Source organism: Sorangium sp. So ce426, from assembly GCF_051475585.1.
Classification (GTDB): Bacteria; Myxococcota_A; Polyangia; order Polyangiales; family Polyangiaceae; genus Sorangium; species Sorangium cellulosum_B.
On record NZ_CP150341.1, the window covers coordinates 4,415,887 to 4,441,551 of the forward strand.

Annotated in this window: 20 protein-coding genes; 13 read left to right on the forward strand and 7 right to left on the reverse strand. The window is 71.2% G+C overall.

The window, feature by feature from the left end; genetic code table 11:
* The first annotated feature begins 12 nt into the window (after window positions 1-12).
* The 8 genes from WMF44_RS16485 to WMF44_RS16520 are packed head-to-tail and all read left to right on the forward strand — an operon-like array spanning window position 13 to window position 8,812.
* Window positions 13-1,161, forward strand: coding sequence for a glycosyltransferase family 1 protein (locus WMF44_RS16485; protein ID WP_437300063.1), 1,149 nt, complete (start codon window positions 13-15; stop codon window positions 1,159-1,161).
* Window positions 1,154-2,278 (forward strand): UDP-galactopyranose mutase, encoded by a 1,125-nt coding sequence (glf, locus tag WMF44_RS16490; RefSeq protein WP_437300064.1) that lies wholly within the window; start codon window positions 1,154-1,156, stop codon window positions 2,276-2,278. The genes WMF44_RS16485 and glf overlap by 8 nt, the downstream gene beginning before the upstream one ends.
* Window positions 2,279-2,280: 2 nt before the next feature.
* Entirely contained in the window at window positions 2,281-4,464 is a 2,184-nt protein-coding gene (locus WMF44_RS16495; protein WP_437300065.1) for a family 1 glycosylhydrolase, read from the forward strand.
* A gap of 8 nt (window positions 4,465-4,472) precedes the next feature.
* Window positions 4,473-4,637, forward strand: a complete 165-nt coding sequence (locus WMF44_RS16500) for an NAD-dependent epimerase/dehydratase family protein (RefSeq protein ID WP_437300066.1) — start codon at window positions 4,473-4,475, stop codon at window positions 4,635-4,637.
* 49 nt (window positions 4,638-4,686) lie between these two features.
* Entirely contained in the window at window positions 4,687-5,763 is a 1,077-nt protein-coding gene (locus WMF44_RS16505; RefSeq protein WP_437300067.1) for an ABC transporter ATP-binding protein, read from the forward strand.
* Between the two features lies 1 nt (window position 5,764).
* A complete protein-coding gene (locus tag WMF44_RS16510; protein WP_437300068.1) occupies window positions 5,765-7,087 on the forward strand; it encodes an ABC transporter substrate-binding protein in 1,323 nt (440 codons plus the stop codon).
* Window positions 7,084-7,974 (forward strand): carbohydrate ABC transporter permease, encoded by an 891-nt coding sequence (locus WMF44_RS16515; RefSeq protein WP_437300069.1) that lies wholly within the window; start codon window positions 7,084-7,086, stop codon window positions 7,972-7,974. The genes WMF44_RS16510 and WMF44_RS16515 overlap by 4 nt, the downstream gene beginning before the upstream one ends.
* Complete coding sequence (locus WMF44_RS16520; RefSeq protein ID WP_437300070.1) at window positions 7,967-8,812, forward strand: carbohydrate ABC transporter permease; 846 nt, start codon at window positions 7,967-7,969, stop codon at window positions 8,810-8,812. The genes WMF44_RS16515 and WMF44_RS16520 overlap by 8 nt, the downstream gene beginning before the upstream one ends.
* A gap of 429 nt (window positions 8,813-9,241) precedes the next feature.
* Here WMF44_RS16520 and WMF44_RS16525 read toward each other — a convergent pair whose 3' ends face one another.
* The gene (locus WMF44_RS16525; protein WP_437300071.1) at window positions 9,242-11,161 is read right to left on the reverse strand and encodes an alpha-amylase family glycosyl hydrolase; all 1,920 of its coding nucleotides are present in this window, start codon (window positions 11,159-11,161) and stop codon (window positions 9,242-9,244) included.
* A 353-nt stretch (window positions 11,162-11,514) separates the two neighbouring features.
* On the reverse strand, window positions 11,515-12,849 hold the full coding sequence (locus tag WMF44_RS16530; RefSeq protein WP_437300072.1) for a cytochrome P450: 1,335 nt from the start codon (window positions 12,847-12,849) through the stop codon (window positions 11,515-11,517).
* Window positions 12,850-13,253: 404 nt separating this feature from the next.
* On the opposite strand from WMF44_RS16530, the gene WMF44_RS16535 reads away from it, so the two are divergent.
* Entirely contained in the window at window positions 13,254-14,123 is an 870-nt protein-coding gene (locus WMF44_RS16535; RefSeq protein ID WP_437300073.1) for a DUF899 domain-containing protein, read from the forward strand.
* A 79-nt stretch (window positions 14,124-14,202) separates the two neighbouring features.
* Here the strand turns inward: WMF44_RS16535 and WMF44_RS16540 are convergent, their stop codons facing one another.
* From WMF44_RS16540 to WMF44_RS16550, 3 genes are all read right to left on the reverse strand, one after another.
* Entirely contained in the window at window positions 14,203-14,586 is a 384-nt protein-coding gene (locus tag WMF44_RS16540; RefSeq protein WP_437300074.1) for a hypothetical protein, read from the reverse strand.
* Window positions 14,587-14,673: 87 nt separating this feature from the next.
* The gene (locus tag WMF44_RS16545) at window positions 14,674-16,371 is read right to left on the reverse strand and encodes an amidohydrolase (protein WP_437300075.1); all 1,698 of its coding nucleotides are present in this window, start codon (window positions 16,369-16,371) and stop codon (window positions 14,674-14,676) included.
* Window positions 16,372-16,419: 48 nt separating this feature from the next.
* Window positions 16,420-17,775 carry a hypothetical protein gene (locus WMF44_RS16550; RefSeq protein WP_437300076.1) on the reverse strand — a complete coding sequence of 452 codons (1,356 nt, stop codon included), beginning with the start codon at window positions 17,773-17,775 and terminating at the stop codon, window positions 16,420-16,422.
* Window positions 17,776-18,465: 690 nt separating this feature from the next.
* On the opposite strand from WMF44_RS16550, the gene WMF44_RS16555 reads away from it, so the two are divergent.
* Window positions 18,466-18,915 (forward strand): hypothetical protein, encoded by a 450-nt coding sequence (locus WMF44_RS16555; protein WP_437300077.1) that lies wholly within the window; start codon window positions 18,466-18,468, stop codon window positions 18,913-18,915.
* Between the two features lie 184 nt (window positions 18,916-19,099).
* On the opposite strand, the gene WMF44_RS16560 is transcribed toward WMF44_RS16555, so the two are convergent.
* Window positions 19,100-20,329, reverse strand: coding sequence for a hypothetical protein (locus tag WMF44_RS16560; protein ID WP_437300078.1), 1,230 nt, complete (start codon window positions 20,327-20,329; stop codon window positions 19,100-19,102).
* A 395-nt stretch (window positions 20,330-20,724) separates the two neighbouring features.
* Between WMF44_RS16560 and WMF44_RS16565 the strand changes: the two genes are divergently transcribed.
* Window positions 20,725-22,431 carry a DUF2330 domain-containing protein gene (locus WMF44_RS16565; protein WP_437300079.1) on the forward strand — a complete coding sequence of 569 codons (1,707 nt, stop codon included), beginning with the start codon at window positions 20,725-20,727 and terminating at the stop codon, window positions 22,429-22,431.
* An 11-nt stretch (window positions 22,432-22,442) separates the two neighbouring features.
* A complete protein-coding gene (locus WMF44_RS16570; protein WP_437300080.1) occupies window positions 22,443-22,931 on the forward strand; it encodes a hypothetical protein in 489 nt (162 codons plus the stop codon).
* Between the two features lie 42 nt (window positions 22,932-22,973).
* On the opposite strand, the gene WMF44_RS16575 is transcribed toward WMF44_RS16570, so the two are convergent.
* Complete coding sequence (locus WMF44_RS16575; protein WP_437300081.1) at window positions 22,974-23,753, reverse strand: hypothetical protein; 780 nt, start codon at window positions 23,751-23,753, stop codon at window positions 22,974-22,976.
* A 43-nt stretch (window positions 23,754-23,796) separates the two neighbouring features.
* Between WMF44_RS16575 and WMF44_RS16580 the strand changes: the two genes are divergently transcribed.
* Window positions 23,797-25,536: a hypothetical protein gene (locus WMF44_RS16580; RefSeq protein WP_437300082.1), complete on the forward strand. Its 1,740-nt coding sequence runs from the start codon at window positions 23,797-23,799 to the stop codon at window positions 25,534-25,536.
* The last annotated feature ends 129 nt before the right edge of the window (window positions 25,537-25,665 follow it).

Genomic DNA, 25,665 nt, shown 5'->3' on the forward strand with positions numbered 1-25,665 from the left:
AGGAGGACAAGCATGAGCCCGAAACGGCGGCCGGACGTCGTCTGCTTCTCGCACCTGCGCTGGAGCTTCGTCTTCCAGCGCCCGCAACACCTCCTCTCGCGCTGCGCGCGCACGCGACGCGTGTTCTTCTTCGAGGAGCCGGTGTGGAGCGACGGGCCGCCGCGGATCGAGGCCGCGCCCGTCGATCGCCACGGCGTGCGCGTCGTCACGCCGCACCTTCCGTCTGGCCTCGACGACGCGCGGATCCACGCGCTGCAGCGCGATCTCGTCGACGACATGCTCGCTCGCTTCGGCATCGACGATCACGTGCTCTGGTACTACACGCCGATGGCGCTCCTGTTCTCGCGGCACCTCGCGGCCAGCGCGGTCGTGTACGACTGCATGGACGAGCTCTCCGCGTTCGCCGGCGCGCCGCCCGCGCTCAAGCATCACGAGGCCGAGCTGCTCCGCCGCGCCGACGTTGTCTTCACGGGAGGGCGCAGCCTCTACGAGTCCAAGAGGGCGCTGCACGCGAACGTGCACCTGCTCCCGAGCAGCGTCGACATCGCCCATTTCGCTGCGGCGCGCCGGCTGCTCGCGCAGCCCGCCGATCAGGCCACGATCCCGGGCCCGCGGCTCGGCTACTTCGGCGTCATCGACGAGCGGATGGATCTCGATCTCATCGCCGGCGTGGCCGCCGCCCGGCCTGGGTGGCACCTCGTCTTCGTCGGTCCGGTCGTGAAGATCGATCCGGCGAGCCTGCCGCGCGCGCCCAACATTCACTATCTCGGCAAGAAGACCTACGAGGAGCTGCCCGCCTACCTCGCGGGCTGGGACGTGGCGCTCCTCCCGTTCGCGCGCAACGAGGCCACGCGCTTCATCAGCCCCACCAAGACGCCGGAGTACCTCGCGGGCGGCAAGCCCGTCGTCTCCACGTCGATCCGCGATGTCGTCCGGCCCTACGGCGAGCTCGGCCTCGCGCGCATCGCGGACACAGCGGGCGATTTCGTGGCCGCCGTCGAGGCGTACCTCGCCGAGGACCACGCCGCGCGGCTCGCGCGGGCCGACGCGCTGCTCGCGCAGGGATCGTGGGACGCGACATGGTCGAAGATCGACAAGCTCCTCGACGGCTTGCTGATGGCGGCCCGGCGCCCGGCGGCGCGGCAGGGCGCCGATGTTTGACTATCTCATCGTCGGCGCCGGCTTCGCCGGCTGCGTGCTCGCCGAGCGGCTCGCGCGCGGCTCGGGCAAGAAGGTGGTGCTCTGCGATGTCCGCCCGCACATCGGCGGCAACGCCTATGATCACCACGACGCCGCCGGCGTGCTCGTGCACAGGTACGGCCCCCACGTCTTCCACACGAGCTCGCGGGAGGTCTTCGAGTACCTCTCGCAGTTCACCGAGTGGCGCCCGTACCAGCACCGCGTGCGCGCCTGGGTGGACGGGCAGCTCGTCCCCATCCCCATCAACCTCGACACAATCAACCAGCTCTATGGCCTGCGCCTGAGCGCGCCCGAGGTGGAGGCGTTCCTCGCCTCCCGCGCCGTGCGACGCGAGCAGATCCGCACCAGCGAGGACGTGATCGTCAGCAAGGTCGGCGTCGAGCTCTACGAGAAGTTCTTCAAGCACTACACCCGGAAGCAGTGGGGACTCGACCCGTCCGAGCTCGACGCCGCCGTGACCGCGCGCGTGCCGGTGCGGAGCAACCGCGACGATCGGTACTTCACCGACACCTACCAGGCCATGCCGCTCCACGGCTTCACGCGCATGTTCGAGCGGATGGTCGATCACCCGAACATCAAGATCCTGCTCAACGCCTCGTTCCGCGAGATGCAGAGCGAGATCCCTCATCGCGAGGTGATCTTCACCGGCCCCGTCGACGCCTTCTTCGACTATCGCTTCGGGAAGCTGCCGTATCGATCCCTGGAGTTCCACTTCGAGACCAAGGATCAAGAGAGGTACCAGGACGCGCCGGTCATCAACTACCCGAACGAGAACCCCTATACCCGGGTCACCGAGTTCAAGCACCTCACGGGCCAGGTGCACCCGAAGACGACCATCGTCTACGAGATCCCGAAGGGCGAGGGCGATCCGTATTACCCCGTGCCGCGGCCGGAGAACGCGGCCCTCTACCGCAGGTACGAGGAGCTCGCCAAGGAGACGCCCGGCGTCCACTTCGCCGGGCGGCTCGGGACCTATCGCTACTACAACATGGACCAGGTGGTGGCGCAGGCGCTCACCCTCTATGGCAAGCTCGCCGGCGTGCCGAACCGACAGCTTGCCGCGGCCAAGGCGGCTTGAGCATGGCGGAAGAGGCGAGGGCGCCCCTCGAGATCTGGGGCGGCGTGGAGTGCACGGTCAACCGCGTCGGCGACGTGGTTCACCACCAGCTCGAGCGGAGCGGGCACGCGCGGCGCCTCGAGGATCTCGATCGCTTCGCCGCGCTCGGGATCCGGGCGCTGCGCATGCCCGTGCTCTGGGAGCGGACGGCGCCCGAGCGGCCGGAGCGCCTGGACTTCGGCTGGGCCGACGCGCGGATCGAGCGGCTCCGGGCGCTCGACGTGCGGCCCATCATCGGGCTCGTCCACCACGGCAGCGGCCCGCGTTACACGAGCCTCGTCGATCCGGGCTTCTCCGAGGGGCTCGCCCGCTTCGCCCGCGCGGCGGCCGAGCGCTATCCGTGGGTCACCGACTGGACGCCGGTGAACGAGCCGCTCACGACGGCCCGCTTCTCGGGCCTCTACGGGCACTGGTACCCGCACGGCCGCGATCCGCGCACGTTCGTGCGCGCGCTGCTCATCGAGTGCCGCGCGATCGCGCTCGCCATGCGCGCCATCCGGGAGGTGATCCCCCGGGCGCGCCTGATCCAGACCGAGGATGTCGGCAAGACGATGAGCACGCCGCTGCTCGCCTACCAGGCCGAGCACGAGAATCACCGGCGCTGGCTCAGCTTCGATCTGCTCACCGGGCGCGTGGGCGGCGATCACCCGCTGTTTCCGCTGCTCCTCGGGTGGGGCGCCTCGCCCGCAGAGCTCGCGTGGTTCGTCGAGGATCCATGTCCGCCGGACATCCTCGGCATCAACTACTACATCACGAGCGAGCGCTTCCTCGACGAGCGGCTGGCCTCTTACCCCGCCTGGTCGCACGGCGGAAATGGCAAGCACGCGTATGCCGATGTCGAGGCCGTGCGCGCGGTCGCCGGAGGCATCGACGGGCACCGCGCGCGGCTCCAGGAGGTCTGGGATCGCTACCGCCGGCCCGTGGCGATCAGCGAGGTGCACCTCGGCGGGCCGCGCGAGGAGCAGCTCCGCTGGCTGGTCGAGGCGTTCCGCGCCGCAGAGGCGGCGCGCGCGGCGGGCGCGGACGTGCGCGCGGTCACCGCGTGGTCGCTGCTCGGCTGCTTCGACTGGAGCTGCCTCGTCACCGAGGAGCGCGGGCACTACGAGCCGGGCGTGTTCGATGTGCGCGGCCCCGCGCCGCGGTCGACGGCGCTCGCTCGGCTGGTCTCCGCGCTCGCGCGCGGCGATCGCTTCGAGCATCCCGTGCTCGCCTCGCCGGGCTGGTGGCGGCGCCCGGAGCGGCTGACGTACGGTCCGGCCGCGGCCGTCGCGCCCGCGCCCGAGGCCGCCACCGCCGGCCCGCCGATCCTGATCACCGGCGCGAAGGGGACGCTCGGCCGCGCGTTCGCGCGCCTGTGCGCGCTGCGCGGCCTGCCCCATCGCACGATCGGGCGCGACGAGATGGACATCGCCGATCCCGCGTCGGTCGAGCGCGCCCTCGATCGGTTCGCCCCGTGGGCGGTCGTCAACACGGCGGGGTTCGTGCGTGTCGACGAGGCCGAGCGCGAGCCGCACCGCTGCGAGCGCGAGAACGCGCTGGGGCCCGCCGTGCTCGCGATCGCGTGTCGCCGGCGTGACGCGCGGCTCGTCACCTTCTCGGCCGATCTGGTCTTCGACGGCGCGCGGCGCTCGCCGTACGTGGAGACCGATCCCGCGCGGCCGCTCAACGTCTACGGCCGGAGCAAGGCGACGGCGGAGCGGAACGTCCTGGCGATCCTCCCGGAGGCGCTGGTGGTGCGCACCGCCGCGTTCTTCGGTCCCTGGGACGAAGCGAACTTCGTCCGCGCCGCGCTGCGCGCCCTCGGCGAGGGCCGGAGCTTCCACGCGGCCGACGACGTGATCGTCTCGCCGACCTATGTTCCGGATCTCGTGCACGCGACCCTCGATCTGCTGATCGACGGCGAGCGCGGCATCTGGCACCTCGCCAACCGGGACGCCACGAGCTGGGCGGAGCTCGCCTCGCGCAGCGCGGCGCTCGCGCGCGTCCCCGCGACGCGGCTCGTGCGCTGCCCGAGCCGCGCGCTCGGCCTGGCCGCGCCGCGCCCGCGGTACAGCGCGCTCGGGAGCGGCCGCGGGCTCCTGTTGCCGTCGCTCGACGACGCGCTCGCGCGCTACGTCGCGGAGCGTGACCCCCGGCCACGAAGTTAGGTGGTTTCATGCGCGTCCTGGTCACCGGCGGACCCGGCTACACTGGCAGCGCGATCACCGAAGAGCTCGTCGCGCGCGGTCACGACGTCGCGGATCTGGCCGAGATCCTTGGCTCGGCGTCCAGCTGGGGGCTCGCCCGGCGACGCGAAGGCGGCGCTCGCCCGGCAGCTTGATCTCGCCCACGCCGCGGTTCACGAGCAGCGGCGCCGAGGAGGCGGAAGCGTGGCCGCGATCGCGTTCGAGCATGTGTACAAGCGCTACCAGGGGAGCGCGCCCATCGTGGAGGACCTGTCGCTGCGCATCGAGGACGGCGAGCTCCTCGTGCTCGTCGGGCCTTCCGGGTGCGGCAAGTCGACGACGCTCCGGATGATCGCGGGCCTCGAGGACGTCGACGGCGGGACGCTCTCCATCGGCGGCCGCGTGGTCAACGACGTGCCCCCGAAGCAGCGCGACGTCGCCATGGTCTTCCAGAGCTACGCGCTCTACCCGCACATGACGTGCTTCGAGAACATGGCCTTCGCGCTCGCGCTCCGCCGCGTGCCGCGCGGCGAGGTGAAGCGCCGCGTGGAGGCCACGGCGCGCGCGCTGGCGATCGATCACCTCCTCGATCGCAAGCCGCGGGCGCTCTCGGGCGGCCAGCAGCAGCGCGTGGCCATCGGGCGCGCGATCGTGCGCGAGCCCGGCGTGCTGCTCATGGACGAGCCGCTCTCGAACCTCGACGCCGCGCTGCGCAGCTCGATGCGCGCCGAGCTGCGCCGCCTGCATCGTCGCCTCGGGACGACGCTCGTGTACGTGACCCACGATCAGACGGAGGCGCTCACCCTCGGGGAGCGGATCGCCGTCCTCCGCGGAGGCGCGCTCCTCCAGCACGACAGCCCGCAGCAGCTCTACGACCGGCCGGCGAACGTCTTCGTCGCGACGTTCATCGGCGCACCCCCGATGAACCTGATCCCCGCCGAGCTCCGCCTCGACGGCCCGACCTCGGTGCTCTCGGCGCCGAGCGTGCGGCTCGCGCTGCCGAGGACACCGGAGCACCGCGAGGGCCGGGTGATCGCCGGCGTCCGGCCCGAGCACCTCGGCCCCGCGCCCGCCGGCGCGTCGCTCGGCGTGCGGGGCGATGTCGAGATGGTCGAGGCGATGGGGTTCGAGTCGTACGTCCACCTGCGCGTCGGCGACGCCGCGATCGTGTCCCGCTGGCTGGATCGCGGCACGACGCCGGCCGTCGGCGCGCGCGTGACGCTGGCCGCCGCGCCGGAGCACGTCCACCTGTTCGATCCGCGCACCGAGGAGCGGGTCTGAGATGGCCCGCCGCGCGCTCTGGCTCGTGGTCTGGTGCGCGTCCATCTCGCCCGCCGGATGCGCCTCGAAGGCCGATCCACCCTCGCACGTCGCGCGCACCACCATCACCTTCGTCGGCTGGGGGATGCCGGAGGAGCGGGCCATCATGCGGTCGGCGCTCGCCGCCTTCGAGCGGATCCACCCGGAGATCCACGTCGAGTACACGCAGGTGCCCGGCGTCGGCTACGACTACCTCAACAAGCTCCGGCTGATGATCGTGGCGAAGCGCGCGCCCGACGTCTTCTACGTGCCCGACGGCGCGTTCGGCGAGATGGTCAGTCAGGGCGTCTTGCGCGACATCGACGGTCTCGTGCAGGAGAGTCGGACGCTCGACCTCGCCGACGTCTGGCCGACCGCCCTGGACCGCTATCGCTGGAATGGCCGTGTCCTCCACGAGGGCAGCCTCTACGCGCTGCCGAAGGACATCGGCCCCACGGTGCTCTACTACAACAAGGACGCGCTGCGCCGCCGCGGCGTCCCCGCGCCGGATCCCGAGGTGCCGATGACCTGGGACCAGGCCATCGCCGCCTTTCGCGCGCTCACGTACCGCGAAGGCTATGTCCAGCGCTGGGGGATCACCGGATATCCCTATGAAGCCGCGGTCTGGTCCGCGGGCGGCGAGATCGTGGACGCGCCGCGGCGCCGGTGGCTCATGGACTCCGGCGTGTCGATGGACGCGGTGCAGTGGTGCGCGGATCTGGCCCTCCGCCATCACGTGGCGCCCAACCTCGCCCGCAGCGGCGGCGCCGGGCAGAGCGAGCTCTTCGAGGCCGGGCTCGCCGCCATGCACATCGATGGTCGCTGGATGGTCCCGCGGTATCGCCGGATGCGCTTCGACTGGGATGTCGCGCCCGTGCCGGTCCCGGAGCCGGGCATGACCTCGGTGAGCTGGTCTGGCTCCGTGGGGCTGGCCGTCAGCGCCGCGAGCCGGCGCATCGCCGAGGCGTTCACGTTGATCGAGTACCTGGCCGGCCCCGAGGGACAGCGCGAGCTGGCCCGATCCGGGCTCCAGGTGCCCAATCAGCGATCGGTCGCCGCGACCGCCGCCTTCCTCCAGCCCGGGCAGCGGCCGGCCCACGCCGAGGTCTTCCTGCGCGCCGCCGAGACGAGCCGTCCGAGCCCCGAGACCGAGATGCCCAACGCCTTCTGGCACGAGGTGTTCTCGAGCTTCCTCCCCCAGGTCTGGCGCGGCGAACGGCGCGCGCGCGAGCTGCTCCCGGCCCTCGCGCCGGTCGTCGAGCAAACCATGCGGGAGAACAACCCCGGACCGGAGGCAGCGCGTTGAAGAAGCAGATACCGCGCGCCCGCGCCGAGGCGCGCTGGGGTTGTGCGTTCGTTGCGGTCCCCGTGCTCGGCTTCGTCGTCTTCGCGCTCGGTCCGATGCTGGCTTCGCTCTACCTGAGCTTCACCCGCTTCGAGGTGCTCACGCCGCCGCGCTGGGTCGGCCTCGATAACTACGCTCGCCTCTTCGCCCGGGATTTCTTCGTCTGGCGGACGCTCGCCAACACGGCCTTTTACCTCCTCGGCATCCCGATCGGCATCGCCATCTCCCTCGTGCTCGCGCTCCTGTTGAACCAGAAGCTCAGGCTCGAGGGGCTCTTCCGCACCGTCTATTTCATCCCCTCCGTGTGCTCGATCGTGGCCGCGGCGCTGCTCTGGAAGTGGATCTACAACGCCGATTACGGGCTCATCAACACGTACCTCCGCGCCCTCGGCGTCGCCGACCCGCCCGCGTGGCTCTCGAGCCCGCGCCTGGTCAAGCCCGCGCTCGTCGTGATGGGGATCTGGGGCGGGCTCGGCTACAACATGGTCCTCTTCCTGGCCGCGCTCCAGGGCGTGCCGCGATCGCTCCTCGAGGCCGCGGAGCTCGACGGGGCGAACGCCTGGCAGCGCTTCCGGCACGTGACCCTGCCGGCCATCAGCCCGATGACGTTCTTCATCGCCGTCACCAGCGTCATCGGCGGGCTGCAGAGCTTCGATCAGGTCTACGTGATGACGCGCGGCGGCCCGGAGTTCCGCTCGGCGACGTTCATGCTCTATCTCTACCTCACCGGCTTTCAGTACTTCCAGATGGGTTATGCGTCGGCGATGGCCTGGGTGCTCGGCGCGCTCGTGATGATCGTGACCGTGCTCCAGTTCCGCCTCGCCCGGCGCTGGGTGCACGATGAGTAGCGGCCGGAGGTCCCGGGGGCGCCGCGCGCTCCGGCTCCTCTCCTATGCCGTCCTCGCGCTGGTGGCCGTCTTCGTGCTCGCGCCCTTCGCGTTCATGATCAGCACCAGCGTGAAGCCGGCGGACGAGATCTACGCGGTCCCGATCCGCTGGATCCCGGCCCGCCCGACGCTCGCCAACTACCGGCAAGCCTTCGCCGAGATCGACATCCTCCGCGGCACCTGGAACACGCTCCTCATCGCCGTCCCCTCCACCCTCGGCGGCCTCCTCACGGCCTCGTTCGCCGGCTACGCCTTCGCGAAGCTCCGTTTTCCGGGGCGCGACGCGATCTTCGCCGCGCTCCTGTCGACGATGATGCTGCCGACCGTGGTCACGTTGATCCCGCAGTTCGTGGGCTTCGCCCGGATCGGCTGGATCGACACCTACTATCCGCTCATCGTGCCGGGCGCGACGGGCAGCGCGGTCGCGATCTTCCTGATGCGGCAGTACTTCGCGAGCATTCCGGACGAGCTCATCGAGGCCGCGACGCTGGACGGCGCGAACCCTCTCCAGACGTTCACGCGGGTGGTCTTCCCCCTCGCCGGGCCGGCCGTCGCGACGCTCGCGGTCCTCGGGCTCAAGGCCGCCTGGAACGACTACTTCGGGCCGCTCGTGTACATCACCTCTCCGCAGAAGATGAACATCCAGCAGATGATCGCCGGCACCCAGAACGCCTACGGCGGCGAGCCGGCCGTGCTCATGGCGGGCGCCTCCCTCGCGATGTTGCCGCTCGTGGTGCTCTTCCTGTTCGCGCAGCGGTACTTCGTGGAGGGGCTCGCGCGGACCGGGCTCAAGCGCTGATTCGCCGCCGTGGCGCACGGCCTGTTGCCGGACCGGAGTTCATGCTGGAGCGCGGCATCGCCTACCTCGGCCGGCAGGACCACGGCCGGTTCACCGACGAGGGCGAGAGGGGGATCCGAGGTGACGGAAGACGTCGATCCGGGCGACGACGCCGGGTGGTGAGCGCGCTGGACCGCCGCACGGCCCTGCGGCCGCGGCGCGAGTGCATCCGTCAGGTCTGCAAGCGGCGATCTCAGGAACGAAATCTTCGGGGGCTTCCTTACGGGTAAGTCCTTGAAAAGGGTGCGGAAGGACCCTGGCCCGTGTCCTGCTAAGTAGCCAGGGCAGAGCGCCCGTGACGGCTTCCCCCCCCGCCGTCGAATGGGCGCTCTGTTTTTCTGGGCCGGCGTGGGGCGGCGGGCAGCGCCCGCGCGGGGCCCGTCCTTCGTCCTACCGCGGCACGAGGACGCGGACGTCCCAGGGCGCGAGGTCCAGCGCGAGGGCGCCGGCCCGGAGGTGCGCGCCGGCGCCGCTCAGCGCGTCGCGCAGGCCGCCTCGCGCGTGGGCGGCGAACGGCTCCGGCACGGTGAGCCGCTTCCTCACCGGTCGCTCGCTGAAGTTCAGGACCACGAGCGCGAAGCGAGACGCGTCGTCGCCGTGCCTGACATACGCGAAGACCTCGTCGTCCGGCCCCCCGGCGTGCACCGTGTGGTGCCCCGGCGACCGGAGCGCCGCGATACCGCGCCTGAGCCGGATCAGCTGCTCGTAATGCCGCGCCAGCTGGCCGCGCGGGGGCCGCGAGACCGGGGCGAGGCCGCCGTAAGGCTCGTACTCGGCGCCGAGCTCGTCGAACGTGTAGACGCACGGGATCCCCGGCAGCGTCAGCAGCGCCGCCGCGGCGACGCGCGTCAGCCCCGGCCCGTGGCGGGTGACGAAGCGCGCGCCCGTGTCGTTGTTGTTGATGAACCTGAGCGTGCGCTCGGGGCGCTCGGCGCGCGCCGCGGTGGCGGCGAGCGCCGCGCCGAGCCGGGCCGCGATGCCCCGCGGCGCGCCGAACACGTCCTTCCAGGCCCAGTGTCCGAGCTCCTCGGTCCAGTCATACGCCGCGTCGAACCCGTTCCGCAGGTAGTACGGATCGCGCGCCGAGGCCTCGGCGATCAGCGCGACATGCGGGCTCACGCGCCGGAGCTCGGCGGCCCAGGGGGACCAGAGCTCGCCCCGCCGCTGCTTGATGCCCCACGCGGCGTCGACGCGATAGCCGTCGATGTCGAACCGGCGCACCCAGTGCAGCGACGCCTCGAGCATCCAGCGCGCCACCTCGGCGCTGTCGTAGTTCAGGTTCGGCAGGTGCTCCCAGTCGAAGTAATGCGTCGGCTCCCCTCCTTCGTCGCGATCGTAGAAGGCGAAGCTGTGCGCGCGGTTCATGCGCCGCTCGGCTTCCCGGAAATACGGGTGCTCGGCCGAGGTGTGGTTGGGCACGAGATCGAGCAGCACGCGCAGGCCGCGCCGGTGCGCGTCGTCCACGAGCTCGCGGAGATCTTGCTCGGTCCCGTAGTCGGGGCGCACGCTGAAGTAATCGGTGACGGCATACCCGAAGTCGCCCTCGGGCGCGGCGAAGAGTGGAGATAGCCAGATCGCCGTGACGCCGAGCCGCTCGATCGCGGGGAGGGCGGCGCGGACGCTCCGGAGCGGCGGATCGCCGAAGAACGGCGGCACGACGCCGTAGAGGACGGCGTCGTCGATCCATGCCGGCGCGGCCCTGCCGGAGGCGGCCTCGAGCGGCGGCGCGACACGCGCGGCGTCGCCCCGGCCGCGCTCGTCGCGCACCCTGAGCTCGTAGAGCGCCTGATCGCCGGCGTCGGGCGCCGGCAGCTCGAGGCGAGCGCCCTGTCCGAGCGGCTCCGGCGCCGCGCCGGCGCGCACGCGGAGCCAGTCGAAGGCGACGATCTCGGCGCGGGAGCGCTCGCTGGGCTCGCTGCTCGTCGCGTCGAGGACGAGCTTGCCGCCGGCCAGCGCGGCGCGGGCGCGGGCGCGCGGCGTGTCCTCCAGCCGGACGCGGTAGGTGACGGGCGGAGACTCCAGGTCACCCGCGCTCGCCTCCCGGCAGCGCGCGACGATCTCGTTCTCGCCCTCGAGCAGCGGGACGTCCGCGAAGAACCGCTGCTGCTCGATCGCCGCGGGGACCACGTCGCCGCCCACCCGGATCGCGCAGTCCTCCAGCGTGCCCGCCCCGGCGAGGGCGCCCTGGACGCGCGCGCTGAAGGCCCAGACGTCGGCATCGCCGGCGTGAAGCTCCAGCCGGGCTTGCGCCGCCGCGGAGGGGCGCGGCGAACCCGAGGGGATGACCGATTCGCACGAGGGCGCCGCCAAAAGCAGCGCCGCAGCCCATCCGAGCCGGGTGAGCGGCCGCGCGTGACGCGACGGGCCCGGGGCGCGCTGCCGCGGGGCGCCCGTGGCCGCGCCGATCGGCGCGACCGGTCCAGAGAGAGATGCACAGGGAGAAGAGGCTGCGGTCGAGCGGAGGAGGCGTCTCAGCATGGGGGCGATGCGGCAAGCGGGGGAGCCCCTCTATTCCAGATCCACCTCTGACGATCGCCGAAGCGCTGGCAGCACGGTGGTTTTGTGCCGTGATCTTCTCTCTCTCCTCCATGTCCGCCGTGTCGTGGCATCCATGGCGGCGCATTCCCGTGCCGGGGCTTCCCCTGCGCCTCCTCGCGCCAGGATCAGGCGGCGGCGTAAAGGCGGCTGCGGCCCCGGGCGCGCATGACGAGCGGGACGCCGCCCGAGGGGCTCAGCGTCAGGTTGCGGCGCACGGGGCGGGGCGGGCGCTCGTCGAGCAGGCGGAACTCCCATGCTGACAGCGCCACGCCGAGCACGATCTTCATCTCGAACATCGCGAAGGCCGCGCCGATGCAGCGGCGGTGTCCGCCGCCGAACGGCAGGTACTCGAACGGGGAGAACTTTCGCTCCAGGAAGCGCTCCGGCCTGAACCGGGACGGCTCGGGGTAGAGCTCGGGGTGGTGATGCACGAGCAGGATGCAGGGCGCCACCCCCGTTCCCGGCGGGAGCTCGTGCTCGCCGAGGCGGAACGGCTGCGCCAGGAGGCGCGGGGACTCGGTGACGATCGGATAGACGCGCAGCGCCTCCTTGCACACGGCGTCCAGGTAGGGCAGGGCAGCGAGGCGCTCGGGGTCGGGCTCCGGGCCGAGGGCGTCGATCTCGTCGCGGAGGCGCGCGAGGACGCCGGGGTGGCGGTGCACGTGATCGAGGGCCCACGCGAGGGCGAGCGCCGTGGTCTCGTGCCCGGCGAACAGCAGCGTCCGGAGCTCGTCGAAGATGGCCTGATCACTCATGCGCGATCCGTCGTCGTAGCGGGCCGAGACCATGAGGCTCAGGATGTCGTCGCCCGGCGCCGCGCGCGCCCGCTCGATCTGCGCCCGGAACAGGGCCTCCAGGTCGCCGACGCGCCGGCGGAAGCGCGCGTAGGGGCCGAGGCCGCCGAGCTCCCGCTGCAAGGGCGGCAGGAAGGTCAGCGCAGGGGTCAGCGCGTCGGTCATGGCGACGACGGCCCGCGCGAAAGCGCTCGTTCGAGACGGCTCCTCCACGCCGAAGACGGCGCGGATGATGACGTCGAGCGAGATCGCCTGCGTGAGCTCCTGGGCGACGGCGTGGGGCGCGCGCGCCGCCTCGGTGAGCCGGCGCGCGGCGGTGTCCGCCATCGCCACAGCGTAGGCGCGCATGCGATCGCCGTGGAAAGGCGGCGTCAGCAGCTTCCGCTCGCGCCTGTGGCGCTCGTCCGAGAGCATGAGCAGCGAGTGCTCCCCCACGAGCGGCGCGATCGCCTTGGTGGCGAAGGGAAGGAAGGTCTCGGGCGGCGCCGCCATCACGTCCTGTACCGTCCTGGGGCCTCCGGCGATCACGACATCGCCGCTGAGCACGGGGACGTTGAAGACATCGCCGTAGGTGGCGGCGCAATGCGTGAGGAACTCGAACGGACGGGTGAGGAACTTGTAGGTCGTAAGAAGTCGGCTGCGCGGGCCTCGGGGCAACTGGCTCATGGCGTACCTCGGAGGGGGATCGAGCCCGGGGGCGCGCGGCGCCTCACCGGGATCGACGCAAGGATGGGCTCGGCGCGCCGCTGCGGCAGCGGCGTCGGGCGCCAATGTTACGACGGACGGCGCCAGGCGGAGCGGCGCCGCGCGGTGCCCGTCCGACCAAGGCCCTCGCGACACCCCGTCGGGGCCAGCCGGCGCTACCGCGCTCGCCCCCCGGAGAGCCCGCCTGGGCCGTTGTCGGCGTGGTTAAGCAATGCTCATGCCATAGGCATGGCGGCCACCGGCGACGTTTTTTGTCGGATGCACCGATGAGTTTCGCGCGCTTCGGCAGTCGACCTTCCGAACCCGTTCCGCGGCAGCGCCCTCACCGGGCGAGGCCCATTCCAGATGACCATGGAGATGTCCCCATGACCCGGATCGAATTGCCCCGCGTCGTGTCGCGCGCCGAGTGGCTGGAGGCGCGCAAGGCGCTGCTCGCCCGCGAGAAGGAGCTCACCAGAGCGCGCGATCGGCTCAACGCGGATCGCCGGCGCCTGCCGATGGTCGAGGTGACCGAGCCGTACGAGTTCTCGGGCGCCCACGGCAAGCTGCGCCTGCTCGATCTGTTCGAGGGCCGGCAGCAGCTCATCGTCTATCATTTCATGTGGCTGTTCGAGGACGACGGCACACCCAAGGATCGCGGCTGCCCGAGCTGCTCGGGCTTCGCCGATCAGATCTCGAAGGGCCACCTGCGGCACTGGCACAACGTCGGCACCACGTTCGCGCTCATCTCGCGCGGCCCCTGGGAGAAGATCGCGCCGTTCAAGGCGCGTATGGGCTGGCCCGTGCCCTGGTACTCGTCCGCGGGCAGCCGCTTCAACCACGACTACCACGTCACGCTGGACGAGTCGGTCGCGCCCGTGGAGTACAACTACCGGACGCCCGCCGAGCACGAGCAGGCGGGATCCGCTTATTATCTGGGGGGCAAGCAGCCCTTCGATCTGCACGGGCTGAGCTGCTTCCTGCGCGACGGCGAGCGCGTGTACCACACCTACTCGACCTACGGGCGCGGCACGGAGTCGACGGGCGGCTCGTACTATTTCCTCGATCTGACCGCGCTCGGGCGCCAGGAGGAATGGGAAGAGCCCAAGGGGCGCAGCACCGGGCTGGGCGCCAAGGCCGGCGACGAGCGCATCCGCTACCCCGACGAGCAGCAGGACCTGTCCGACTCGAGCGGCGCGCGGCCCGCGGCCGCCGCTCCCGAGGCGGACGACTGCTGCTCACGGATGCGGCGCTGAGCCGCGGGTCCCTCGCCGCACCCGGGGAAAGCGCGACGCCCGAGCGGCCTCGCTCGCCGCGGGCAGGAGGGAACGCCGCTCACCCCGCATCGAACCTCACGTCCAGGTCCGGGTACTTGCGGGCGAGGTACTCGAGCGCCAGCGACGTGTGGCAGTGGCGGACGTCGGGCTGGCGCGCCGTGGGGCAGTTGCAGCCGAGGAACACGTCACCTTGCCGGGCCTCCTGCGCCAGCGCGTCGAAGTGCGGTCGTTGCTCCGCAAACCGCTCGTCGAGCACCGCAAAGTAGGCGGCGCGAAACCTGTTGAAGCCAGCTTGCGAGGGATCCGACAGGAACTCTTCGACGATCTCCGGGGTGGGCCTCAGGACGTGGTGCGTGTGTTTGCGCGTGTCGTACCGCTTGCCATCGGGCAGCGGATCGTCCTCCCGACGGTGCCCGCGGACGATCTGGTAGCGTGCAAGCATGGGTGCTCATTCCTCCTTTCGTTCGTCGTTTGCATGCGCCGGCCGTGAGGTCTCATGGCGGTCCGGACGAAGCGCTGCGCGCGCCGCTCACCGCGGCGCCGGCGCGCGCGCCACGCGGCCGCCCACGACCACCATGTCGACCTTCGTGTCGACGAGCGAGCGATCGGGCGAGAGATCGCGGCCGAGGACGGTCAGATCGGCCACGTAGCCAGGCGCGATCCGGCCCCGCTGGCCCTCGGCGAAGGCCGCGTACGCGGGCGCCTCGGTGAAGGCCAGGAGCGCCTCGTCGAGGTCGAGCCGCTCCTCGGGCATCCACCCGCCCGGGGGGTGGCCCGAGAGATCCTGCCGGGTCACGGCTGCATGGATGCCGAGCAGCGGTGAGGCGTCCTCCACCGGGAAATCCGAGCCGAACACGACGCACGCGCCCGACGACAGGAGCGAACGCCAGGCATACGCGCCCTTCAGGCGATGGGCGCCGAGCCGCGCGGGCGCCCAGGGCATGTCGCTCGTCGCGTGGGTCGGCTGCATCGAGGCGATCACCCCGAGCGCCGCGAAGCGCGGCAGATCGTCGGGCGAGAGGATCTGCGCGTGCTCCACCCGGAACCGCAGCGCCGCCGCCCGCCCCGGGCCGAGCGCCTCGAACGCGTCGAGCACGGCGCGGTTGGCGCGGTCGCCGATCGCGTGCACCGCGAGCTGGAAGCCCGCGTCCGCGACGAGCCGCGCCGCGCGCGCGAGCGCCTCGCGATCCATCAGCAGGAGCCCGCTCGTCGAGGGCTCGTCCGCGTACGGCGCGAGCAGCGCCGCGCCGCGCGAGCCGAGCGCGCCGTCCGCGAAGAGCTTGACCCCGCGCAGCACGAACATCGCCGTGCCTGTCGGGTCCACGTCGGGGGCGCGCGCCTTCAGCCCCTCGAGGTTCCCGTCGCCCGCGAGGTACGCGGTGACGCGGATCGGCAGCCGCCCGGAGGCGGCGAGCGCGCGGTAGACGGCCGCGGTCTCGTCGTCGATGCCCATCTCGTGCACGGCCGTGAGCCCGGACGAGAGCGCCTCCTCGGCCGCGCGCAGGATGCGCCGCTCGCGCACGGCGGGCGGGTCGGCCGGGACCTTGGCCTCGATGAGGCCCATCGCGTTGTCGATGAAGACGCCCGTCGGCTCGCCCGCGGCGTCGCGCAGGACGCGCCCGCCCGGCGGATCCTGCGTGCCTCGGCCGACCCCGGCCGCGCGCATCGCCGCCGCGTTCGCCCAGAGCGCGTGCCCGTCGACGCGGCGCAACGCCACCGGGTGCTCCGGCGCCGCCGCGTCGAGCGGGGCGTGCGTGGGGAACGCGGCGCCTGGCCAGAGGTTCTGGTCCCAGCCGCGCCCGGTGATCCACTCGGCCTTCGGGCGGGCCTTCACCGCCTCCGCCACGAGCGCCGCCGCCGCCTCGGCGCTCGTCGCGCCGCGCACGCTCAGCGTCTCCAGCGCGACCCCGAGCCCGTAAAGATGGGCATGCCCGTCGACGAGCCCGGGCACGATCGCGCGCCCCGGCAGCTCCTCGACGCGCGTCCCCGGCCCGACGAAGGCCTCCGCGCCGGCCGCGCTGCCCACGAAGACGATCCGCTCGCCGCGCACGGCGACCGCCTCGGCGCGCGGGTTCCCGGGGTCCATGGTCCGGACGACGCCGGCGGAGATCACGAGATCTGCGGGCGCCGAGGGCGCCGCCGTCGCGGCGAGCTGGCCCGGCGAGGCACAGCTGGGGGCGAGGCTGCCGAAGAGGCTCAGGAGCGTCGCTCGGAGCGCGTTCGACATGAGCGCCACCCTAGCACCCGCATGGGGCGCGCAACGGCGGGCAGGGGGCTACCAGAGGCTCAGCGTGACCGCGATGGTCAGCAGCGGCAGCGGCGCGAGCACCGCGACGAAGAAGACGAGGACGTCGAGCTGCGCGATCCGCTCGCACCCTCGATCGAGCAGCCAGGCCTGCTCTCCTGCGATGAGCTCGGCGCCGGAGAGGGCCCCTCCGCGGTACGTGCCCGCGGACGTCGGTCCGAGGACCACCACAGGTCCGGGCGGCAAGCCGCGGTCTGCGGCGCGGACGGGAGGCGAGCCGTCCGCGAAGTCGAGCCAGCCGTTTTCCGCGAGCACCGCGGCCCTCGCCCCCGCGATCCGCGCGAGGGCGCGGCGGGCGCGCCAGCGATAACGGAGCAGCGCCGCGGAGAGCAGCGCTCCGCAGGCGGCGACGGCGATCGCGCGCCGGTGGGCGCCGAGCACGTCTGCGACGAGGCGCATGGACGCGGGCATCGCCAAGAACCGCGGCGCCGCGAGGACGACCCGACCTGCTTCGCCGCTGCGATGGGCATCGTAGATCGCTCCGTCGAGCACGAGCAGCTCGCTCAGCTCGCGGTCGTTGGCGAACAGAGACGCTTCGCGAACGAGCGGCGACGCCTGGCGGATGACGAGAGGAGCGCGGGGATCGATCCAGCCCGGCTGCTGCCAGCACGCCTCGGGGTCGACCATCGTGTACGTGCCGCGCTGAGACAGCCACGTCACGACGTGAGCGTCGAAAGGCCTCCCGGCCTCCTCCACATCGAGAAAACACCTCTCGGACAGGCTCGGGCACAACCGGCGCACGCCCAGCTGGCCGATGGTCACGTCGTGGATGCGCGTCACGAGGGGCGGTCCGGACGGGTCCGACGGGCCCTCGGCGATCATCGAGGGCTCCCCCTCGATGGGCGGGACGACCCCGATGGTCGGAAGGGACGTGATGTGATCCTCCGGATCGGGCTCTCGCACGGCGTGAACGGTCGATACGGCAATGAGGCCCGTGGTCAGCGCGAGGACGGCGACGCTCGCCGCGTGGAGAGCGCGCGGCGGCACGCGGACCATGGTGCTCGCCATGGCAGCGAAGAACACCACGCCGAGGGCGCCGACGAGGGCGGACATGAGCCCGAACACGCTCCCGATGGGCGGCAACCACTCTCGCCATGCGTGCCAGGAACGGGGGATGTCGGGGCACGTCATCCCATCCCGGGTCATGCGGAAGAAAAGATACGCGAGCGGAAGAACGAAGAGGGGAAGAGAGACGCGCAGCGCAGGGCTGCGGGCCGCGGCGCCGACGCAGAGGAGCGCGGCGAGCAAGCCCGCCTCCACCACGAACCAGGGGACGGACACGTGCTTGCCCGTGAGGATGGCGAGCGCGACGCAGGGGCCAACCATGACCCCCACGCACGCGGCGTGACCCCTCGGAGGGTCCGAGAAGAAAGAGCGGGGATGATCGCCCGGTGCCAGCATCAACGCTCCTTGAGCTTCACCGAGGCGCCCCGCCCGCGGCAGGACCACCTGGACGTCGCGGACCGCGCTGCACGCTGCGCGCCTCGGAGAAACGCGCCTCGGCCTGCATGTCCGACGATCCCATGGGGCGCCGTTCGCCGTCAAGGAGGCCGCCGGATCGCGATGGACGGGCGCTCGACTCCTCGGGCTCGTGCACCGAAGGCACCGCGTTCCCTTCGCGGCCTGCGGGACGCGGGCGGCGCGGCCGGCGCCGACCCGTCGAACGAGCACAGAGCTTGAGCCGGCCGCGGTCTCCCGGGCCAGAGAGCACCTGAGAGGACATCTGGTGGAGGCTCGCGCCGTCGGCGTGGGGGCTCAGCCCTCCACCGCGCCGCGCGGGGGTTCCTCCGGCGCCGCGCAGACGAGCTCGAAAACCCCGAAAGAGGCCGTCTTTCCCGCGGATCCTGGGCGCGCCGGGGGCGGCCCGACGCGCCCCGACAACCTGGCCTGCCTGTTGCTCTATCGGGATGCGACGCCGCGAGACAGCGACGAGGGCGACCTGGGCGACTCGAACTCGCCAGAGCCCGCCGACACGCGATCTCGTGAGCGTGAACCCTGACCCAAGGAGACACCACCATGAAGCTCAAGAACCTGCTCCTCTGCTCGCTCATCTCGTCCTTCTCGCTCGTCGGCTGCATCGCCGAGCCGCTCGACGGCGACAGCGCCGATGAGGGCGCGAGCGACGCCGCCGAGGTCGTGGGCGAGGGCGCAGAGGCGATCATCGGTCCTGGCGGCGATGACGGCGGCGGCCCGGTCACGAGGACCGTGAACCTCTCGTGCTCGATCACCTATCCCAGCATCTTCAACCCGAACGCGGCGATCAAGAACACCTCGCTCTTCGGCGTTCCGGACTCGGCCAAGATCACCTTCACGGTCACGCACTACTACGGCGATCCTGGGCCCTACACCCGCTCGGTCACCGGGCCGCTCGCCAAGGGGCAGACCAAGCTCGTCCCCCTCTCGCACCCCGGCGCGCTCGACGCCTACGGCTGCACCGCCAAGGCCACCTGGACCGTCATCGACTGAACCCGACCCTGCTGGTTCCTTTCCGGGAGAATTCACAGGGAGGCGGGGAGACGGGGAGTAGAATCCCATGAATCTCCCCGCCTCCCTGTTCATCTTCTTTTATGATGCCAACAAGTGAGAGGATCTGTCGGGTTCGGAACGAGGTATCGACGACCGGGCAGGGCGCACCGCGCGATGCCGTCTCTCATTCCTCTGCTTCGGTGCTGCAGGTGATGTTGATCCTCCCTCCACGGCCTTCGATCGCGCCGCCGATGAACCGGAGCGGCCATGGGTGCTCCGAGGGCATGCAGCGCCACTGCGACACGAGCTCCGGCACCTCGGTCGCGCAGAAGCCGCTCGGGCATCCTGGACAATCGAGCGAATGCCGGCAGCTCTCCAGGTCGGCGCCGGCGAGCTGCACGACCTCGCAGCGGCGCAGCTCCTTGCCGCCGCGCTCGACGAACGTGGGCTGCCCGCCTGGATCGCGCCGACCGCGCGCGGCATCGCAGCGCTCGAGATCGGCCTGATCGATCATGACCTTGCAAGCGACCACGCCTCCGGCGTCCACGGCGAGCGGGTGGGCCTGGCAGATGAAGCCGCAATCGGCAAAACCCGGGTGAAGGAGCATGTCCCACGTGTGCTGATCGTCGCAGCTCGAGGCGATCGGCTCCGCGCGCACGAGCTCGCTCCACGCCGCGAGTCGCCCGCTGCCTTCGTCGATGGCGTGACAGGTCCAATCGGGCGTGGTGAAAGGCCCGACCACCTCCGTGTCCAGGGTCATCGACAGCGCTGTCTGGCTGGGTACCTCGTCGGCGACGAGCCCGGGCCCCTCGTCGTCGCGCGTGCTCGCGACGAGCAGCCTCGCGATCCTGTCCTGAGGCAGCGACCTGACGAGGGCTACCTCGGCCTCCCCCACGGGTGCGCGCGCGCCCGTGACGAGCTCCAGCGCGCCCCTGGCCGTCCGTAGCGGGCGGTACTCCTCCCCGGGCTCGGCGAGCCGCTGTCCCAGCGCCTCTGTCACGCCTGCCATCACCGCCTCGACCTCCTCCTCGCGCGAGGTCTGCGTGGTCCACGCGAGCGCGGGGATATCCCTCGAGGTGAGGAGCGCCGCAGCGTCGGGCGCGCTCGGCCGCGCGACGACCACCCGGATGTCGCCGGGGTGCCACCGGGCCGGATCCGCGCTGCCGCATGTTCCCCACCGCGATCCGATCACGGCAAGGAGGCTTGCGCGCACGCTCTGGGCGACGCGCTCGCGGAGCTGCGCGGCTTCGGCCGTGTCCGCGTCATCGACGACCAGCACGATGACCTGCGGGCTCTCATCGACGAGCCCTCCGTCGAGGACCAGCTGCGAGGTTGTCCGGGGGTCCACCGCCACCGGATCCGTGCCGCACGCCACGGCGGCGAGCGTCAGCCATGGGAGATGGAGAGACCTCATTTGCCACATCACGGGCGGTGTTGGCAACACGCGTACCCGTGAGGGCGCTGCTCTCCAGGCCGAGAAGAGCGCGATTCCTGCGGTGTCCGAAGGGGGCCAAGCGCGCTCCATGCCAACGCGGGGGCGCGCGGCGCCAACCCGGTTGCTCAACCCGAGCGAACCGCTCCCGCCCGGAATGGTGATGCTGGATCCGCAGCCCATCCCCGAAGGGCGAGCGGATGCGCTCTCGAGAGCGGGCTCCGCGAGGCAAGCACGGCTCGTCCACGCAAGGCCGTTCCTCTCGAATCAGCTGGTGACTACAGCGTTACTTTCCCAGGAATCGCCTTTTCTTGTGCACGGCGCTGTGTTTGCCTGGGGGCGTTCGCCCGATCGGTCGGGCGAGGAGGATGTAGACCATGCGCAAGCTATGGGTGGCTCCGGTGATGGCGGCGGCGGCGCTGATGACTGCGCCACGACCCGCCGAGGCGTGCGGCGGATTCTTTTGCGGACGACAGCCGGTGGACCAGACCGCGGAGCGGATCCTGTTCGCGACGAACCAGGACGGCTCGGTCACGATGGTGACGCAGATCCAGTACGCGGGCGCGGCGCCGGACTTCGCGTGGGTGGTTCCGCTCGCCGAGGTGCCGGCGGTGGAGAGCCTCGCTGTGTTCCCGCAGCTTGCGCTCACCGCCCTCGATTCAGCGACGGGCCCGCAGTTCCAGTGGCCCAACGACCCGAGCTGCTCCCCCATCTTTCCCGATGCGGCCGCGGGGGGCGCGCCCACCGCGGGCGGCACCGACGACGGCGACGTCACGGTGCACATCCGGGAAGAGGTCGGGCCGTACGACGTGGCCGTTGTCGAGTCGACCGATCCCACGGCGCTCGTCGAGTGGCTTCGCGACAACAACTTCCGCGTCAACGACGCGATGGTGCCGTACATCCGCATCTATACGAGCGAGGGGATGAAGTTCCTCGCGCTGCGGCTCCAGCCGGACGCTGCCGTCACCGACATCCAGCCGTTCCGCTTCACGCTACCCTCGGGGTCGCCGTCGATCCCGATCCGGCTGACGGCGATCGCGGCCGAGCCGGAGATGGGTATCACCGTGATGATCCTCGGCGACCGGCGTTATGGGCCGGCCAACTGGCCGGACGTCGAGATCGACGACAACCAGATCGTCTGGAGCGCGAACCAGTGGCCGCTGCAGACGAACTGGACGGCGCTCGTCGCGCGCGGCGTCGACGAGGCCGGCGGTCGAGGCTTCGTCACGGAGATGAGCGGACCTACGACGAGCATCGCCGAGCAGGTCCGCAACACGATGAGCTCGGACGAGGATCAGCTGGCCGCGCGCGACGCGCTGCTGCCGCTGCTGGAGGGCAACGCCACCATCACACGGCTCTATACGCGCCTGTCGCCCGAGGAGATGACCGTCGATCCGATCTTCCGGCGCACCGACGGCCCCGTGGTGTCGAACACGCGCCTGCTCCAGCGCTACGTCGAGGACCGCGACCTGTGCGTGGGCCCGCCGGGCGCCGAGGCCGCCGGCGCCGCGTCGCCGTGCGACTTCGCGGCGTGCGGCGCAGGCGGCCTGTGCCGCGTCGTCGAGGGCGCGGACGGCACCCAGCCCGTCGCCGCCTGCGCATGCGTGCCCGGGACGACCGCGCGCACCACGCTCGATCCGTCGGGTCGGCCGACGGTGACCTGCCAGGACATCCGCATGTCGTTCCTCAACCCGGGTGACCGGGCGCTCCCTGACGCGCCGCCGCTCGCGGATCCTTGCGCGACGTTCGATTGCGGCGCGAACGGCGAGTGCGTGCCCATGAACATGACGCCGACCTGCCGCTGTTCGACCGGTCATGTGGCGGTAGGCACGATCGCCGCCGACGGCAGCCGCACGACGACCTGCGTGCTCCCCGACGAGCCCGTCCCCGCGTCCTTCTACGACCGGCGCGTCCCGCAGCTGCCCGATTCGCTGCCGGGCGGCCGACCGATCGATGTGCCGCCGCCCGCCGTCGCAGCCGCCTCTGGAGGCTGCAACGCCGGCGGCCATGCTGGCAGCGCCATCGGCCTCAGCGGCGCGCTTCTCGGGCTTCTGGTGGCCGCGCGCCGCCGCCGGCGCTCGTAGGAGTCCACGCCGTGATCTGCTCGCCCTCCGCCGCCGGTTTCGCCGTGCTCCTCGCGTTCGCTCCTGGCTGCGCCGGCGGGGACGAGCCGCCGGCGCAGGGCATCGCCGAGCTCGGCACCGGCGAGTGGCAGTTCGAGCCGCTGGCCGACGGCCAGGAGGTCGAGCTCGCCCACGGCGCGCAGGGCGGCTGGCACGTGTGGACAAGCGTCAGGACGCTCGGCCTGGAGCCCGAGGGCGCCCAGCTCGAGGTCACGACGACCGTGATCGGCGATCCGTCCTCGGCGACGACCAGCCGGGGGAGGATCGCGCTCGAGGAGCTCGAGGACGGCCGGTGCGAGTTCATCGGATGGCCGGCCGTGCTCCGCGAGCCAGCTTGTGCCATCGGTCAACCGCTCCGGATCAGGGGGGTGGTGACCGACGCGCGAGGCACGGTTGCGACCGCCGAGCGGCTGGTGCGCCCCCGATGGGACAGCGACGAGGCCTGTGCTGAGCGGCCATAGGGCCTGAAATCCACATCGCCAGTCGGGTCCAGCAGCGCTATGTCAGAGCGAGTGAACGATCCAGACGGCTGGCTCTTCATAACGTCCGCGCCGACCCTGGACGTACACGGGGGCAAGGCCGCCGGGGATCTCGAAAGACAACTCGGAAGGCAGGATAGGCCTGCCGAGCCAGACCTCCCAGAAATCGAGCTCCAGGTCGACCACGAGGGCGCGGCGGGGAGTCCCGGCGATCCGGCCCCCGATGCGGACATGCGTTCGGACCCACGGGTCGGCGGGCAAGCCGTCCTCGCGGGCGCGATCGAGGAACGCCTCGATGTCGATGCGTGGGCAGGATGCCTTGGACGGGGGGCGCACCGGGGCGAGCACGCCGGCGAGGCCCGATCGCCTCGCCAGCGCCTTGAAGCCGGCGACCACGAGCGCGCTCACGCCCTGGCCGCGGAACAGCGGCGACACCGAGGCGGTGAAGGCGCCCAGGTGCGTTGGCGGGTCGCCGTCGCGGACCGCCTTCGCCCGGAGGACCTGCCACCTCCAGCCGCTGTCGGGCGGCGCCGCCAGATCGTCGCTCCGCACGGCGATCGGCGCGGCGTTGCCGACCGCGGCCAGGCGCCCCGTCGCCCTCTCGACGAGGCCGAACGTGAACGCCGGGGTCTCCCGCAGGAGCTCCTGATAGGCGTCCTCGACGTCGTTGGGGTAGATGAACGGCGTCGCGGCCCATGCCTGCTCGACGACGACATCCATCAGGGCGCCTAGATCCGGGCGCTCTGTGCGCGTGAACATGTCGAAGCGGTCGCTCACCGCTCCAGGCGGAGCATCGTGGGTCATGCGAAGTCGTTCCGCTCGGCGAACGCCGTAGTCACATCCAAGGATGGGCGCGACGCTCACGACGAGCGGAGCAAATCCCCCATGGATTGTCAAGCGCCCTTCCCCTGCCAGGAAGGCTCCCATCCGCCAATCGAGGGCGAGGCATCAAAGCGGTACGAAGTCTGCTCTGACGGGGACGATGCCCCGCTCCTCGCCTCTTCGAAGTCGCCGGAAACGCTCTGGGATCGCGCTGGTCGTTGGCCTCGGCCGAGCAAGTCGCGACCCTGGATGCGTGTCAGAGTGTGCCAAAGTCGGCCTTGGTCAGATCCCGATGTCGCATGTACGCCGCTTCATCACTCTCGCGTTGCCCTTCGTTCTCCTCGCGTGCGGGACGACGGTCGTACCGGCGGCGAATGCGGAGAGCGCGTCCGGCGGAGATACGTCAACCGGGGGCGCGGGCGCCGGTGGAACGGCGTCAGGTGGAGCAAGCGGCGGCGCTGGTGCGGGTGGCGCAGCAAGCGGCGGCGGGAACGGGAGCGGCGGAGCGCAGCCCGACCCTGACGGGGCCGGCGAGGAGTTTCTTCTGAGCTTCCCGCGACGCAACGTCTTTGGCCTCGGTCAACCGCTCGCAGCGACCGAGAACGGCTCGGTCATCACGGTCGGAGCTCGAGCTCCCGCGGAGCTCCTCCCCGGTTCGATCGACGAGCCCTTTCTTGCGGAGTACTCGGCGACCGGCGAAGTCCTCCACGCGCTCGCGCTGCCCGGAGCCGCTGAGCCAGAGTTGATGGCGATCGACGCGGAGGGCTCGATCTTCCTCGTCGGTCAGCTCTACAAGGACATGACCTTCGGCGAGCTCACCCTCACGACCGTCGAGGAAGGGTTTTATCTGGTCAAGGTGAACCCCGATTTTTCGATCGCCCTCGCGGCCGGAGTCACCCTCGAAGGCAGCTCTCCTCTGACAGCGATCGCGGTTGACGCGGAGGGCGACGTCGTCGTTGGCCTCGGCGTGTACAACGACGATGCATCCGTACAGAAACCTCAGATCATGAAGTTCTCCGGGTCGACCCTCGACGAGATCTGGAGCACGACGTTCGAGCACGACATCAGCCAGGGATACACGATTTCCCTCGCGTTCAATCGTGGCGGTGAGATCCTCGCCGGTGGCGCGTTCACTGGAATACTCACGATCGGAGAGACAGAGATCGAAAAGGCTGGAGGGCAGGACGATCCAGCTGTCTACAACGGCTGGCTCGCCTGGCTCGACCCGGAGAGCGGCGATCCTCTGCGCGCGCTCCGATTTGGCGGGGCGAGCTTCGACTATGTGAAAGACCTGAAGTCGACCGCCTCTGGACGCCTCCTCCTCCTCGCCTCACAGACGTCGACATCGACCTTCCTCGATCATACGGACACCTTCGACGAGGAAAGAACGGAGTCGGTCCTCTATGATTTCGAGGACGGTGGGACGGTGAATTGGGCGAGCCGGCTCGGCGGACCAGACCATCTCGGGAACGCGCTGGCCCTCGGCGGCGATGGTCAAAGCTACGTGGCCGGTCGCTTCGGCTGGCTCGGCACGGAAGAAGATGCAAAAGGAGGGCGCCTCACGCGCTTTGCGGCAGACGGGACGAAGGGCGAGAGCGTCGAGCTCGCGACCGGCAACCCGAACGGCCTGACGCACGTCGCCGTCGATACGAAGGGCGGCGTTTGGGTCAGCGGGGCCTGGGAGACGGCCTTCGATGTTTCAGGAAAGAGCTATGCTCCGCCGGCCGACGGCGGACAGTTCGTCCTCCGGAAGAAGGGATTCTAGACCGGCTGTACGACCAAAAGGACCTCCTGCAGCGAGCCGCGGTGGTGTGCTCCCGTCATCGGCTGACGCGGCGTTCGGCCGCGCGGCAGCGAGATAAACAGCGCCCTCTCGCCGAGCGCGCGGTCCAGT